We start from the raw sequence: 15,205 nt of genomic DNA on the forward strand, positions 1-15,205 counted from the left end.
GCCATCCGTTTTCCTATTAAGGAAATCAGATCACCCTGATTTTTAATCTATATAACCCTAAATGTCGCTGTTATCCTGTACATATCTCGTTCAACATACATATCACATTTCTTTAACAACCTCTTCCTGTTATGCGTCTGCAAAAAGAGCATCGTACGCGGGACAAGGCCGCTTTTCCAAAAATTCCGTTAACGCCGGTGGCTGTTGGGTATAGATATCCTTCAACGACGTTCCAGTATAGATGTTGCCAATCACAACAGGATGGCATAACTCACAGATGAGAATATCCCCGTTTCCGTGCAGGTGCAGCTGTTTCGTGCCATCCACACAATTAGAGAAATACACACCAGGTTGTTCGCGCAAATTCAACTGTTCAGCGAACCGATCCATACAGGTGAAATAGAGCGTTGTATCTGGCTTTTTATGTTTAATTAATTCCGTAACAGATCGAACAAGGGACTCTTTGGATACAATCTGGGTCCAGTCGGTATGCGGCATCTTAATACTGTTCTGGATCTCATGGATGCGCACACCCAGATCATACACCTTATCGCTAATGGCCTGCATGTTCGCTTGGTTACCCTCAAACAGTAACGTTTCCAGCACCGTCTCCAGACCAGCTTCCGTACACATATGGATATTCTGCTCCAGTCTCTCATACATGCGAGGATGCACGTGGTAGTACGTAGCATACGACTCCGCATCCGTATAATTGAACGAGATATGAATGTTGGACAAGCCTGCATCACGCAACGCGATGATTCGTTCTTCAGTCAGCAGACTGGCATTACTGTTCAATTGTGTATCGATGCCATGTGCCGCACAGTACGTCACAATTTCCAGGCAATCCTGATATTTCAGAGTAACTTCTCCCCCTGACAATCGCACTCTCTTGAGACGAGGAAGCTCACTAATAATACGGATGACTTCCTGACTATTGATACACGCTCCATCATCCCGATTGTAGGCGCAGCAATAGTCGCATTTATAATTGCAGTTCGATGTCACTCCCACCTCAAGCCCTTCCAGCTCATATACGCCGGGTGTTTCCAGTTCGAGTGATTTATATCTGTTTTTGGTCGTCAATTCGTTGTACCTCCTGGTTCCTTCATTCAATCCATGTTTTAATAACTTGAAGATTATAGCGAAAGGCACCAGGTTCAAGATATGACATTATGTACGTTGCTTGCTGAAAACAAAAATAAAACCCATTTCCTCAACGATCAGGAATGGGCCAACGCTAGGCATATAATTATTGAATTAGACAATATAAAATACGATACCTTGACCTTTTGATGCAGCAATTCAAGCTCTTTCTTACTTCTGCTTTTATTGTGTACCACTGATAAATTCAGGATTATAGGAAAATCCATGGCTCGCCAGCATGATAAATGACACACGACTTTTCAATAACACGTTCTTTATTTAATACTAGTATAGAAGTCTTCTTTTACGATAGCATACATCTTCAGATCCTGAAGCTCATTTTTCACCCTCATGTACTTCCTCAGCAGACCTTCGAATTGCATGCCTGCCTTCTCCATGACCTTGGCGGAACCTGTGTTTTCCACCAAACATCTGGCCTGGATTCGCTCTAGCCCCACATCGTCAAATCCAAATTGGATGATTCGTTTCACTACCTCGGTCATGTAGCCTTGATTCCAATATTGATCAGATAACACATATCCCAGCTCAACTCTCCTGTTATCGCTATCACACCCTAGATAGTTACAACTACCGATCAGCCTCTTAGTGTGTTTATCTTCAATCCCCCATGGGCCTATTAGATCCGTCTCATAGCGACTCATGACAAAATCTAAAAAAGCTTTTGTGTCTTCTATGCTCTGATGCGCGTCCCAAGTGGTGAACTCCGATACAGCAGGTACAACGCAGTAACTATACATATCGTCCAGATCATCATAGGTAAGAGGTCGGAGTAACGTCCGTTCGGTTTCCAACACGGGAAATGGTTCGAAGAAACTTTCAATCGGTTTCATAGATTTATCCTCCCTCAGATTGTTATGAAAAAGAAACTCACAGGCAGCTCGGTCCGTGTTGCCTACCTCATCTGTTGTAAAATTAAGGCCACAATCTGAGTGTCTTCCACTGCCCATCTTGCATCACATATTGGACTCGTACATGCTTGCGCTCCGAATCTCCCTGCCAAAACTCCACCTCTTGTGCATTCACGGCATATAAACGCCAATGAGGTGTAACAACACGAGGGTCACGTCTTATCTTTTCCTTCTGAGCTTCAATGGAACTATCCAACACTTCCTCGCTATCCAAAACCTCACTCTGATGCCCTGTCATAGCAACTGCTCTTGCTCCAGCTGAACGTTTGCTGAAATCATCAGCGCCCGCTTCATCTCCCCGATCCTCGGCAATTCCCCTTATCCGAATCTGTCTTCCAAGGGAAGGCCAGTAGAATGTCAGAGCGACATGAGAATTCCCCTTCAACTGCTGCCCTTTTCGACTCTCCGAACTGGAGGCAAAATAGAACGTTTCGTCGGTTACGTTTTTCAAAATCAATACTCTCGCATCAGGATAACCGTCTTGATCCACGGTAGAGATCGTCATGGCATGAGGTTCCTTCACTTCGTTCTCAACCGCCAATCTCAACCAATCCAAAAATAGTTTCCCTGGCCGCTCCGGCAACTGCCCTATATCCCACGTTGGAAATGGTCCGGATAAAGACTTCAAACGTTGCAACAGTTCAATTGGTTTATCGCTCATGTCATCTCCTCCTTCTATTTAACATGGAAAAACAACTAATCTAGATGACTTAACACATTTGCGTTGCTAAGTTTCCAACCATGCCTTCCCTTTTCAACGGTATGTACACTGGTGTTGTCCATGGGATAAAAGCTGGATTTATTGCTCCATTCCCTCTTCTCAAGCAGATAATACAGGATGTTAATCACTCCGCCGTGAGTAATTAACAGAACATTGGACTTGACTGTTTGTTCCTCTATATCTCTAAGAAGACTCTCCAAAGATGTGCTTATCCGGTTATAAAAATCCCTTGGACTTTCTCCTCCCGGAAAAGGTGAATCCATCTCAAGAGTGTTGAAATAAACTCCTGGGTAATGTTCTTCAGCATCCTTATGGAGCATGCCTGCCATATCTCCGTTATTCATCTCCCGCCAATCTTTCATTAAGCTAGCCTGCATATTTAGTTTCTTCTCAATTTCTCGTGATGTCTGTACTGCACGAGGAAGATCACTGCTAATGATCGTATGTATGTTGTACTCCTCAGCATGATGATGTAGATGCTCTCCCAGTCTCCTGGATTGATTGATCCCCTGTTCCGTAAGTCCACGATCACTCCATCCGCCTCGATACCCTTCCTCATCCATCCCATGCCTTACCAGATAAATTTTCAAGATCTCTCCTCCTTTTCACTTCTATAATGAACAATATACCTTTACACTGTATGACTAGCCCGGCATATACAATAAACCCGACCTCAGATAGCTTCTATCCAAGATCGGGCATTTCCTGCTTACCACTTATCTTACAAATGTGTTATGAACTCGCTCGGATTTGATAAAGTAAGGAATCCAGATGGCACAAGTAAGTACCGACTTGCCAATATCTCTTAACGAGTTTCCATCCTCAAGTTCTCTCGCCATCGGAATCTGAAGCAACAATAGATAATCAATGATACTAACGGCTAGACTGACACTATAAAACATGATCATAAGACGAGGAAAGATCGATTTTTTACTATACAAAGTAATGATAGTATATATGCTAAACACTAAAAACAGTGCGTTATATACCGTTTCAAAAATAACGACCGGTCCCCATAGCGGGTGATAATATGCAGATTGCTTCGAAGTTAGCAACTCCCAAGTCTCTGTTGTAAGCATGGGCAAACAATACATAACCAATTGGAGCGCCAGGAAAATCAATGTAAGAAATAATCCAATCTGGACGAGAATCAGCCAACCACCTAAGCCCGATACGCCTAGTGGACGGTAGTCTGTCTTTTGCTCTTGAATATGTGGTTCCACCTCTTAACACTTCCTTAACTAGTTTTGTTTTTCTGAGATGAGTCTTCCTCGTAATTGTAAATTGAATCTACGGGTGATTCTTACCCCTTCATTCACGTGCGTTGTATGTATTTTCACACTCTTCTTATAGCAATCTCTCCGCCCTCCTATTATATAGAATTTTACACAACTTCCTTATTGTACTACGAGTGTCAAGGCACAGGTTACCAAACATCATACTCATCCACTGTAAAAGCCAAAGAAAGACCTTCGCTATACTTCCGCCATGTTCAGTAAAGTACACGTACGTCATAATCCTCTTATACAGATGCAGATGGTGACTCTGCATTAGACTACGAAGGAGGATATGGATATGACCAATCCCAAAGTAAAACTTTTGCCTTTTGCCGACATTTCAAACTATGTCGAGGGCTTCGATATCGTTTCCACCCAGTGGGGCGGGGATGGCCTTGTTTATGTGCTTTTGATGAATCAGATTCCCGAAAGAGAGCGAGGTATGTTCGTCCAAAGTAAATTGAAGCAAAGCTATACGTACAAAGTGCTCATTGTTACAGATCAAACTATCGAGGAAGTAGTCATCTGGGGGCAGACGTTCAATTATCATTACGTACAATCATTACATGATCATCTGCTGCTCGTCGGAGCACGGTGTGCGAATTACGGAAATGAACAATTTGATTTGAACGCCAAAGTGTGTGATTTAGACGGAAATACAATTCGCGAGTTTCTGTTGGGAGACGGTATCCAAAGTGTACAGGTCACAGAGAAGGGAACAATCTGGACCAGTTACTTTGATGAAGGGGTATTTGGTAACTACGGATGGGCCGATCCAATTGGATCAAACGGTCTGTTGGCCTGGGATGAGCACGGTAATAAAGTGTACGAAAACAGCGCAGCTGACATTGCGGATTGTTACGCACTCAATGTGGTGAATGAGAAGCAGGTCTGGTTCTACTTCTATACCGATTTTGAACTCGGTTGTATCTCAGGTGGCACCAGTGAACCCAACGTTACATTGATGAATCCAAACATCTCCGGTTCCTCTGGCTTCAGTACGGATGGTTATCATTTCTTGTTCGATGCCGGGTACGGTAAACATGGTACGTTTGTGCTTAAGAAAATGGAGAAGCCCGGAAGAATGAGCAAGGGGCAGAAGATTGGTTTATTGAATGTAGATGGTCAGCCCTTCAAGCAGGCACGGCAGGATTTTCGCCAACATCGTCTGCTACTCAGTGAAGGTAACTTGTTGTATCGGGTAACGATGGAGGAGATTACTTCCGCTTCTGGTTTGGATTAGTGGAACAGCGTGAAGAGGGTTATTTCTTAAAAGACAATCCCTCTTCTTCTAATGCCTTTCGAAGTTTAGGCATGGCAGATGGTCCGATTCCGTGCAGTTTCAAGATCTCTTTCTCCCTGTACTCCGCAAGTTGTAGTAGTGTCGTAATGCCTTCATTCTCCAAGGCACGTCTGGCGGGAGCTGACAATAAGGCTAGAAATCCCTCTGTCGGTTTACGTTCAGCTTCGCACGTTGGACAGGTTGGGCAATCGCTTTTTTTATAATACGAATGTCCTTGTTCGCATGTTCTGAGTGTTCCTTTATCGTTTGCCATGTGGGCATCACTCCTTAAAAATTGTATAATATAACCAAGTCAACCTGAATGATAGTTTACTCATAGGAGTGTGTAGAATGGAATTAAAAGACAAGTTGTTATTAATAAAAGAGAATGACTACCAAGCACCCTCAGATATATTCCCATTAGTACAAGAAATGATACATAACATCGGATCGCTGGATGCCCAACTACGTGATGAATTAATTTATACAACCTTGTCGAACTGGATTCCTGGTAATGCTCTAACTGTGCACGAACTAGAACAAATCTTACCCATAGTTTTGGATGAAAACCACTTGCTTTATAGGCTTGGAGACACAAATTCAGACTCTGTATTCACTCGATCTTTCTCTATGTTGGTTATATCGCTTTTTTTATTCAGGCATAGAGAATCACCATTTCTCTCAAAAGAACACATTCATCATATAAAAGAGAACGTATTCTACAATGTACAAAAAGAGCGTGATTACCGTGGATATGACAATGTAAAAGGCTGGGCTCATGCCATAGCACACGCAGCAGATGTTTTGGATGATTTAGCTCAATGTAGCGAACTAGATGAGACCGATCTCTTAACTATCCTCGACCTAGTTTATCAAAAAATAACCGTCACAGATCGCGTGTACTCCGATGGGGAAGATGAAAGAATGGTGAGATCCATCATTAGTGTCTTAAATAGAAAGATACTTAGTGAGACTTACATAAAGCAATGGATTCAACGTTTTGGTGATGTAGAGAAAGACGCAGAATTTCTTCCCTCGTTTAGGCAAAAGAATAACATAAAAAACTTTCTAAAGAGTCTATACTTTAGGATTAAATATCACCAATTGGATGATGATCTCGGTCCAACTATTGAGCACACATTATATAAAGTAGAACCCGTATATTATCCATGATTATCAGTCCTTCCAAATTAACACCCTTATCTCAGACATATTATTGGAAGGAATCGCAATTTTAAATATTGTTAAATTCAACTCCAAACAAATTGAAATCAGGTTATGAATTCGGCTTGTTTTCTTACCATATAACTTACATTCCGTACTCGGCAAAAACGGCTGCATATTTCTTTTCTAATATCGTCCAGCGCTTTTCGGCTCCGTATTTGGCATGCAGTTGCTGTAAATAATGCTTGGCTTCTTCCGTATCGCCGGCTTTTAGCAGGAAGCGGAAGGTTACTTCGCTTAAATGTAGCGCTGTCTTGTCCATATAATAATGGACTATATCTCTGGCCCCTGTTAGCGAGTGCAGGAATGACATGCCCTCTTCCAAATGTGACACCAGTTCTTTCGATAAAGCGTCTGGATCGATATCAGGCGTTAAGCTATAGTGGGCCGGAGCGGCAGGGGCTATTTCTCTGATTCGGCAGGTTAAATGAGATACGAACTCCGATATGTCTCCATTCAATCCAACGGAATGCAACTCCGCAAGTTCGGTGGAATGAACACCACAATTAACATAAAACTGGACTTGACGACCGGTGTTATACTTTGCTCTTTGAATGTTGAACTTGTATGCGAGGTTTCCATCCGCTTTGTAGAAATTCAGATTTTTCTTAGAATAGCCGTGTTTGGCAAATACGGGTTTGACGTCTGTACTGATGATCTTCTTAAAAAGGTCCTGCATTAGATATCACTCCCAAGGCAAAGTTTATTTAATAGGTTGTTACCTTTTTTTGTTCAGAATCATGCTTGTTCAATTTTATAAAAATACTATTTAGCTTCATCTCGAAGTTCATAAGCCAGTTTGTACATCTCTGCAATGTCATGTCTGTTCTGTTCCTGGAATCTTCGGATCGCTTCCTCAATCTCTACCACTTCCACCGCAACCACCTGCTCACCATCCTCTGGATTCAACGGATCACCGACAAGTTCAACATCTCCATATCCGATGATTCGTACGAAATGGGGATGCGGGATATGTGGTCGATACGGTTCCAACGCACTGGATGTACAGTGGAATTGGCCAAAAATCTGATATGACCGAATTTCTGCCCCAAGTTCCTCCATCAGTTCGCGTTTCAGTCCATCCATATACTGCTCACCTGCTTCAAGCGTCCCTCCGGGTAGCTCCCAGTCTCCATTATCCAGTTGAAAGACAACACATTGATCCCCGACAAATGGAATGATGCTAATATTACTCACCAGCTTTTCATCCACGATGTCGTTTAATCTGAACTCTGCCTCAATAATCCCCCAATGAATTGACGTACTCAGCGCCGGAAATAATTCCGAACTTAAGCTACTCATCCGCACCCGATCCTCTCTATCGAATTCCACTATTCTTCCAATTATAGTCGAAAACACAGAAAGAAGGCCACCTTCCCACCGGGGAATACGTGACCCTCTTAATTATTCTCTCGCGTCCTTTAAGCCTTGGATCAGCATTCTTTCCAGACGCTCAGACTATGCTCCTTCTAATGCTGCACTAGTTTCCCATTTTCCAAAAAAAGAACCCGGCTACAGAGCGGCAAAACTCGCTCATCATGCGTAACCATCACTGCACTCTTGCCCTGCTCTTTCACGAGCCTTGCAATCATGCCGACAATATCCAGCCCTCGCTCCGCATCCAGGCTGGCTGTTGGTTCATCTGCGAGCAGAACAGCCGGATCGTTCATCAAGGCCCGTGCAATGGCGACCCGCTGACGTTCTCCGCCAGACAGCTTCTCCGCATACGCTTTCCGCCGATGGGTCAACCCTACCGTATCCAACAGCTCATCCACTCGTTTCTCCGCCTTGTTTTTATCCGTTCCGGCGAGCTTTGCAACGACCATGAGTTGTTCTTCTACTTTCAGATACGGAATGAGGTTGGCACTTTGAAAGATAAAACCGAGTTGCTGAAGCCGTACATCGGATATATCTTGTTTGCTTTTGCCCATAATAGAAGCCCCGTCCAGCAGAACCTGTCCCTCTGTTGGTTCAAGAAGTGCGCCAGCAATGGACAGGAATGTACTTTTACCCGAGCCGGAAGGCCCCATTACGGCCACAAGTTCCCCTTCGGCAACCTCAAGGTCCAGTTTGTCCAGAATCGTTCGTTTGCTACCGCCATCTTCAAAGGTCTGTGTAATTCCCTGCAATACCAATCGGTTTCTCATGCTGCTGTCCTCCCAATCGCATCAAGTGCATCAATTTTGGTAACCTTCCATACCGAGAACAATGAACCCGCCACAGACATGAGTATGAATAATACACAGGTCAGTGCGAGGGTGGAAAAACCTAATTGAAATGGCATTGATGCTGGCAAGATGGACTCGAACAGTCGAACCAATACTACACTAATGACCAGACTACCAACTGACAAGACCAAGACTTGTAACGAAACACTACCCGCCAGATAACCATTACGCGTTCCGATGGCTTTTAATATCCCGAACTGACTCGTTTTCTGAATCGTGATGACATAGAAGAATACCGCAAGCACAAACGCCGAGATGACATATAGAAAAGCGATCATCATGAGCAACGATCCCTGCTCTTCCTTATATCCAGGGATGGCCGATACGGCATCCGACTTTGTGATGACTTCCGTATTAGGCATTGCAGTACTCAAGCGGTCTACCTGCTCTCCCCCATCCTTGATAGCAATGGCATTGTAAATCGGAGCATTGGCATTGGTGTCTGCTGAACCTTGCGAAGTTCGTAAACTTCCCTGGAGTGCGAGCCATTCCTGTTCATTCAGGAATACCACCGGGGAGTGACTGAAGGACTCATTTTGTACAAATCCACCAACGGTCCATTCCGTTCCTGTAGCTTGATCGACCAGAACGGTGCCAATCTTGACGCCAGATTCAGACAACTTATGGTCCACCACAACCTGCCCATTTGTCTGATCTGTAATCGGAGTTCCTTCGGTAACGGTTGGAGCAAGCCAACCTTCCGGATTAACCATGAACAGCGTGACATCGATCTTTTTTGTGTCGCCCGTTGGACTGACAGTTGTCATTTTCACACCCAGTGGCTCAGCGTTCTCTTGCCCCACTACGGAGCGAGCTTGATTAAGCTGATCCTGATCCACTTGTGACCGGGTAAACCGATGATTCGAATCCTGCTCCAGCACAAAGTGGGTTGCTGCCATATTTTTGACCGAAGCTGCGTTATCATACGCCAGCCCCTGTGCAAGACCAGTAACAAACAGTACCAGAAATGAAACCAGCACCATGATTGTAGCAATTAAGGCATACCGCCCTTTGGCATACCTCATTTCCCGAATAGCCAAGTACATGTTCTGTGACCTCCCTCTTGATAACCCAAGTATAGGAGGCGAAAATGAACGGCAAATGAATAACAGATTACATCTGCGGAAGTGTCACGGTGAAGACCGTACCCTCAGGCGAACTGGAAACCTCGATCGTACCGTCATGAATTCGTATAATTTTCTGCACAATGGCAAGTCCAAGCCCGGTTCGTCCAGAAGAACGTTCCCGCGCACGATCCACCCGATAGAATCGATCGAACAGGAAAGGCAGATGCTCCGCAGCAATCCCGTCTCCTGTATCCCGAATCTGAATCACACACTGGTTATCCGTCTGCTCGGCTTGAATCTCAATGCTTCTTCCCTGTGGCAGATGATTCACTGCATTTCCCAGCAGATTCATCCACACCTGCATAAGCAGCACTTCATTGCCGACCAGCTGAATGGATTCGGGCACCGATATCCGAAGCAGTAGTTCTTTTTCTTCGAGTTGCCATTGCAGCACCTGAACCGCTTGCCGGAATTGATCTCGCAAAGAGAACTTTACTTTGGACAGATCTTCGTTTCCTTGTTCAAGGGAAGACAGGAGAAGTAGTTGTTTACTGAGCAAGGAGAGATGACGACTCTCTTCCTCAATGATCGATGCATAGTGCTCCCGCTCCTGTTCAGGCAGATCCCGATCCGCCACCAATTGGGCAAAACCCTGAATCGAGGTCAGCGGTGATTGAATCTCATGCGATACGTTGGATACAAACTGCTGCCGCGCCTGATCGACCCTCTCCAATTCACGACTCATGGTCATGAAATGCTGAGCCAGCTGTCCAATCTCATCCCGCCTTGCGGTAGGCAATTTCAGATTATATTTTCCTTGCGCAATGCGCTTGGTCGCCTCGGACAGACGTTCAATCGGATTGACCAGATAACGGGTGCTAATGAGAAAGATCAGAATACTAATGCCCACCGTCAATGCTCCAATCAGCGCAAAAAAGATTCGCAGCTCACCGAATTGCAGAATTACATCCGGGCGCATGAAGAGAGCGTAATTGGCATTGCCCAGTTGCAGATGAACACCCACGGTATTGCTTAATTGATTATCGAAGAAACCGGTAATGAACGGTTTGCTTGGAAACTGGGCGACGCCATGGTATACCTCACCCCGCAGCACCAGATCTACAGCTTGCTTGTCCAGATCTTTTTCACGGAATTCGCGGCCGTAGAATTTGTCGTTGCCTTTTCCATCCGTCACATAGATTTCGTACCCGAGTGCTGCAGCATTGTTCAAATACTGCTCCATCGTGCCGGGTTGCTGTTCCACAAATTGCTTCATTTGCGTCGCGATGCCCACCAGCTTCTCATCATTGAAATCCTTGAGCTTCGTATGATAGTAGATGTTGGACAAAAGAAAACCAAGCATGCCGCTGACTATAATCACCGCAATCGTAATGAGGAATACCCGGACGTACAAGGTCCTCAAGGTGCTTTCACCTCCATCTTGTAACCAATGCCCCGCACAGTCTGAATGACGAAATCGTCCGTATACTCGGCAAAACGATCACGCAGCCGCTTAATGTGCACATCAACGGTACGGTCATCTCCTTCGTAGTCTGCTCCCCAAACGAGCCGAATGAGCTCATCCCGCGAGAACAAACGGCCCGGAAACTGGGCAAGCTGTGAAAGTAATTCAAATTCTTTCATCGGCAAAAAGAGAATGGATTGCCCATCGGTAACCTCCACATTGTTACGGTCAATGACAATCCGGTTCATACGGATGATATCGCTGGATGTGCGATGGTACCGACGAAATAACGCTTTTACCCGGTAGACCAGTTCTTCCGGTTCAAACGGTTTGGTCACATATTCATCTGTTCCTTTCAGATAACCGTCTCTCTTATCGGATAGCTGATCGCGTGCCGTCAGTAGCATAATGGGAATGTCGTAGTGCTGTCGAATGTAATCACATAACTCCAGTCCGTCCATGCCTGGCATCATCACATCTAAGATTGCCAGATCGATCGGTGTTTCTTGCATCAGTTTGACCGCTTCCAGTCCATCCTGCGCTTCATGAACCCGATACCCTTCCTTGGTCATGACATGCCGAAGGAGTGCTCGAATATTGGCATCATCGTCTGCCAGCAGCAGATGTTTCATATCGTTGTCCGCCCTTCTATGTAGCGAGTACATCTCACTTTGATCCTGCACAGATGGTAGCATAAAAGCAACTTCATTCGCCAGCCACATTCCCGGAAACACCGCGGCCATGTTTATATTTCCATGAATCTGGTTGACACTATTATGAGGCGCAACTATAATAAAACCATAACATATGAACAAACGCTCATATATTCATTTGTTAGTGATTAACCATCGCTAAGGATCAATTATAGCCACAGTAGAAATCATATTACATAACGGAGCCTCGCTCCAAAGGAGAGGATTTAAAATGTCTGGACATCATCACAGTCATAACCAGGGGCACGATCATGGGCACAACCACGCTCACACCACCAATAACAAGAAAGTACTGTTGTTTTCCTTCATTATTATTACCATCTATATGATCGTTGAAGCCGTTGGTGGGTTCATCACCAACAGTCTCGCGCTCATCTCGGATGCAGGCCATATGTTGTCCGACTCCATTGCACTCGGGATCGCTTTACTGGCATTCACCTTTGGTGAAAAAGCGGTGAATACTGGAAAAACGTACGGATACAGACGCTTTGAGATTTTGGCTGCTACGTTAAACGGAATCACGTTAATCGCCATCGCCCTTTACATTTTCTACGAAGCCATTGGTCGTTTTATCCACCCGCCAGAAGTGGCAACCGTAGGCATGTTAATCATCAGCGTCATTGGATTGCTCATCAATATTCTGGTGGCCTGGATCATGATGCGTGGTAGCGATACCGAGAATAACCTGAATATGCGTGGGGCTTATCTCCATGTCATCAGTGACATGCTGGGATCGGTCGGGGCCATTGCGGCAGCCCTGCTCATGATGTTCTTCGGCTGGGGTTGGGCCGATCCACTGGCGAGTGTGATTGTCGCAGCACTGGTATTGCGAAGTGGTTTCTTTGTCACCAAATCATCCCTGCACATCTTGATGGAAGGAACTCCGGCCAATGTGGATGTGAATGACCTGGTGCAGACTATTAAACAAGTCGATGGCGTCAAAGGCGTACACGATGTGCACGTCTGGTCTATCACCAGTAACCTGAACGCACTGACCGCTCATATCGTGGTAGATGGAACGATGGATGTTTATGCATCCGAGATCCTAGTTCAGAAGATTGAACATATGCTGGAGCATAAAGAAATCAAACATGTGACGCTCCAAGTAGAGTCCGAAAAACATCTGCATGACACCTCGGTATTATGTACGGTCAAAGGCGACGCACCAGATGCTCACGCACATCATCACCATTGAGAAGGGTAACAAATATTAGTTGCTTCTAAATGAAAACAGGGCAGATTCCCCGGTGAAGGGAACGCCCTGTTTTTATTTTCCTAAGTTCAGCTTTTTGGTATGAGTAGAAAATAGAATAGCCTTTACCTAACCGTAGCGGGCTCTGGACTACTTGTATCTGGAGAGTAACTTCTCTTTCTTTTGATCGAATTCATATTCTGATATGATATTTTTTTCTTTTAAGTCACCTAGCTGAAGCAGTTGTTCATGAACATTTACAGGGGTCTTTTTTCTCTTGCTTGATATGATCAAAGCAAGGATTGAGAAAAGCAGACCATACAGTCCACCCAGAAGTCCCAAAACTGCCGCTACCTCCGCACCTTCTTGCGAACCATCTAAAAAAACTGCTATTAATAAAAAAATAAGTACGTACCAAATAAGGCTGACGATCGATAATGCTTTCAATGAATATTCCTCCTAAAGGTTATGTATATTTCTATTCAAAATCAGAAAAGGTCGGTCAGAAGACTAAACATCAACCTCGTCCCAGTTTATAATGACGTATCCAAGCTGGAACAACAGGATGACAATATAACTGATGTTGATTCCCAAACTGGTCTTAACTTTCTTGATCTGATCCAAGAAATCTTCTTTGTTCATTTTTCCGCGTTCCAGCTTAGACTTCATCTTTTGTTTTTCTTTCCATACAAGCACAAACTCGATTACACCAAATACACCCCATATCAATGTAAACATCAATAAAGACGCACTTGCACCCGACAATAGCATAAGGGAACCTTCATCCAAATCTTTCTCCATTCCTAGTTTGAAGCTTACATTCACACTCAAGGTGAGAATAACTACTAATCCAAAACCTATAAAACTTAAATACGGTGTGAATCTGTAGCTGCGCAATACTTCCCCTCCTTTCGGATATTAGAACCCTAGCACAAATGCCAGGGCTCTTCGATTCAAGCTCAAATTCTCTTTAAGAAACTTTGACCTTATAAACCGCATTACCAATCTAAAAGTCACAGTATTAAGTTGCTTTCGAACTGTCCATCTATTTCTTCTGTGCCTGTAACAGTTGATCATTAACAAATGCTTTCAAGAAGAAGAGTTCATTCCCATTAGGCTCCCGCAGCTGTTCCTTTTCAAAAGATGTTATCGCCTGCTCCAAGGAAGTAGATGTCACCGCTCTGCTACTGGCTGTAAGCTCTCTCCAGAATACATCCATCTCTTCCCGATCACAGATGGATTCATGACCCAACAAGAAATGCTCCGCATCATACATTTGGATATCTTGTATCATGTGGTTTAGCAAGGATTGCTTAAAATGAAACATTTTATCCGTTGTTGTTCCATAAGGACTATCTCCGAGAAAAATAGTCTTCTCATCCGGAATATAAACTATTGTTGAATCATCCGTGTGCGTACTTTGAATCCTCTCCAGCATACACAGCTTGTTCCCCAGATCAATCTGGAGGGAATCTTTAAAGACGATACCGGGCTTATCTAGTAGAAATGATTCTCTCCTCGGGATTTCCGCCTGTATAATTTCCATACAATGCGCGCTGATTATATTGGCATCTACATACTTGCGAAGTGACTGATCATCAAATGAATAATCTCTCCATTCGTTCAACCGCCGTTCTGTCAACCGATTAACGATGATCGTCGCACCGAATTCATTCATTCCCAAAAAATGATCCCAATGCGCATGAGTAATAACCACATACTGAACGGGCGGCACATCTAAGCATCGAATCTCCTCGATAAAGTCTCTGGCATGTTGAACCGAATTTCCACCATCGATCACCAGACTATGTTTTTCCCCACACACCAAGCCTAGTACCGGTCTATCTCTATCATTATCGTTGGACATATAATAAATGGAATCGCTTAATTTGTTTAACATGTCAATTTATCTCCTCTATATGAGTATTTTCATATCATAGGCAGAGAAAAACCGCATGCTT

18 protein-coding genes are annotated in these 15,205 nt (G+C 44.3%); 3 read left to right on the top strand and 15 right to left on the bottom strand.

The window, feature by feature from the left end:
* Window positions 1–129: 129 nt before the first annotated feature.
* The 5 genes from MHI14_RS23030 to MHI14_RS23050 all read right to left on the bottom strand — a co-directional run bounded on the left by MHI14_RS23030 (window position 130) and on the right by MHI14_RS23050 (window position 4,019).
* On the bottom strand, window positions 130–1,086 hold the full coding sequence (locus tag MHI14_RS23030) for a radical SAM protein (RefSeq protein ID WP_341131291.1): 957 nt from the start codon (window positions 1,084–1,086) through the stop codon (window positions 130–132).
* A gap of 335 nt (window positions 1,087–1,421) precedes the next feature.
* A complete protein-coding gene (locus tag MHI14_RS23035) occupies window positions 1,422–1,997 on the bottom strand; it encodes a GNAT family N-acetyltransferase (RefSeq protein WP_341131292.1) in 576 nt (191 codons plus the stop codon).
* Between the two features lie 82 nt (window positions 1,998–2,079).
* The gene (locus tag MHI14_RS23040) at window positions 2,080–2,736 is read right to left on the bottom strand and encodes a pyridoxine/pyridoxamine 5'-phosphate oxidase (RefSeq protein ID WP_341131293.1); all 657 of its coding nucleotides are present in this window, start codon (window positions 2,734–2,736) and stop codon (window positions 2,080–2,082) included.
* A gap of 35 nt (window positions 2,737–2,771) precedes the next feature.
* On the bottom strand, window positions 2,772–3,386 hold the full coding sequence (locus MHI14_RS23045; protein WP_341131294.1) for a histidine phosphatase family protein: 615 nt from the start codon (window positions 3,384–3,386) through the stop codon (window positions 2,772–2,774).
* Between the two features lie 126 nt (window positions 3,387–3,512).
* On the bottom strand, window positions 3,513–4,019 hold the full coding sequence (locus tag MHI14_RS23050) for a DUF2569 domain-containing protein (RefSeq protein ID WP_341131295.1): 507 nt from the start codon (window positions 4,017–4,019) through the stop codon (window positions 3,513–3,515).
* Between the two features lie 352 nt (window positions 4,020–4,371).
* Between MHI14_RS23050 and MHI14_RS23055 the strand changes: the two genes are divergently transcribed.
* Entirely contained in the window at window positions 4,372–5,316 is a 945-nt protein-coding gene (locus MHI14_RS23055) for a hypothetical protein (RefSeq protein ID WP_341131296.1), read from the top strand.
* 19 nt (window positions 5,317–5,335) lie between these two features.
* On the opposite strand, the gene MHI14_RS23060 is transcribed toward MHI14_RS23055, so the two are convergent.
* Window positions 5,336–5,629: an RNA polymerase alpha subunit C-terminal domain-containing protein gene (locus MHI14_RS23060; RefSeq protein ID WP_341131297.1), complete on the bottom strand. Its 294-nt coding sequence runs from the start codon at window positions 5,627–5,629 to the stop codon at window positions 5,336–5,338.
* A 77-nt stretch (window positions 5,630–5,706) separates the two neighbouring features.
* Here MHI14_RS23060 and MHI14_RS23065 point away from each other — a divergent pair, with 77 nt between their 5' ends.
* Window positions 5,707–6,528 carry a DUF2785 domain-containing protein gene (locus MHI14_RS23065; protein ID WP_341131298.1) on the top strand — a complete coding sequence of 274 codons (822 nt, stop codon included), beginning with the start codon at window positions 5,707–5,709 and terminating at the stop codon, window positions 6,526–6,528.
* A gap of 136 nt (window positions 6,529–6,664) precedes the next feature.
* Here MHI14_RS23065 and MHI14_RS23070 read toward each other — a convergent pair whose 3' ends face one another.
* From MHI14_RS23070 to MHI14_RS23095, 6 genes are all read right to left on the bottom strand, one after another.
* Entirely contained in the window at window positions 6,665–7,258 is a 594-nt protein-coding gene (locus MHI14_RS23070; protein WP_341131299.1) for a DUF4304 domain-containing protein, read from the bottom strand.
* Window positions 7,259–7,344: 86 nt separating this feature from the next.
* Complete coding sequence (locus MHI14_RS23075; protein WP_341131300.1) at window positions 7,345–7,881, bottom strand: NUDIX hydrolase; 537 nt, start codon at window positions 7,879–7,881, stop codon at window positions 7,345–7,347.
* A 167-nt stretch (window positions 7,882–8,048) separates the two neighbouring features.
* Entirely contained in the window at window positions 8,049–8,726 is a 678-nt protein-coding gene (locus MHI14_RS23080; protein WP_340908981.1) for an ABC transporter ATP-binding protein, read from the bottom strand.
* A complete protein-coding gene (locus tag MHI14_RS23085; RefSeq protein ID WP_341131301.1) occupies window positions 8,723–9,853 on the bottom strand; it encodes an ABC transporter permease in 1,131 nt (376 codons plus the stop codon). The genes MHI14_RS23080 and MHI14_RS23085 overlap by 4 nt, the downstream gene beginning before the upstream one ends.
* 67 nt (window positions 9,854–9,920) lie before the next feature.
* On the bottom strand, window positions 9,921–11,297 hold the full coding sequence (locus tag MHI14_RS23090) for a sensor histidine kinase (protein ID WP_341131302.1): 1,377 nt from the start codon (window positions 11,295–11,297) through the stop codon (window positions 9,921–9,923).
* A complete protein-coding gene (locus MHI14_RS23095) occupies window positions 11,294–11,971 on the bottom strand; it encodes a response regulator transcription factor (RefSeq protein WP_341131745.1) in 678 nt (225 codons plus the stop codon). Before MHI14_RS23095 ends, MHI14_RS23090 begins: the two co-directional genes overlap by 4 nt.
* Before the next feature lie 292 nt (window positions 11,972–12,263).
* Between MHI14_RS23095 and MHI14_RS23100 the strand changes: the two genes are divergently transcribed.
* Window positions 12,264–13,247: a cation diffusion facilitator family transporter gene (locus MHI14_RS23100; protein WP_341131303.1), complete on the top strand. Its 984-nt coding sequence runs from the start codon at window positions 12,264–12,266 to the stop codon at window positions 13,245–13,247.
* Between the two features lie 147 nt (window positions 13,248–13,394).
* Here the strand turns inward: MHI14_RS23100 and MHI14_RS23105 are convergent, their stop codons facing one another.
* From MHI14_RS23105 to MHI14_RS23115, 3 genes are all read right to left on the bottom strand, one after another.
* Complete coding sequence (locus MHI14_RS23105; RefSeq protein ID WP_341131304.1) at window positions 13,395–13,691, bottom strand: SHOCT domain-containing protein; 297 nt, start codon at window positions 13,689–13,691, stop codon at window positions 13,395–13,397.
* 63 nt (window positions 13,692–13,754) lie between these two features.
* Window positions 13,755–14,141, bottom strand: coding sequence for a hypothetical protein (locus MHI14_RS23110; protein WP_341131305.1), 387 nt, complete (start codon window positions 14,139–14,141; stop codon window positions 13,755–13,757).
* Between the two features lie 148 nt (window positions 14,142–14,289).
* Window positions 14,290–15,144 carry an MBL fold metallo-hydrolase gene (locus MHI14_RS23115; RefSeq protein WP_341131306.1) on the bottom strand — a complete coding sequence of 285 codons (855 nt, stop codon included), beginning with the start codon at window positions 15,142–15,144 and terminating at the stop codon, window positions 14,290–14,292.
* Between the last annotated feature and the right edge of the window lie 61 nt (window positions 15,145–15,205).

Origin of the sequence: Paenibacillus sp. FSL K6-2393, assembly GCF_038002545.1 — a bacterium.
Lineage (GTDB): Bacteria > Bacillota > Bacilli > Paenibacillales > Paenibacillaceae > Paenibacillus.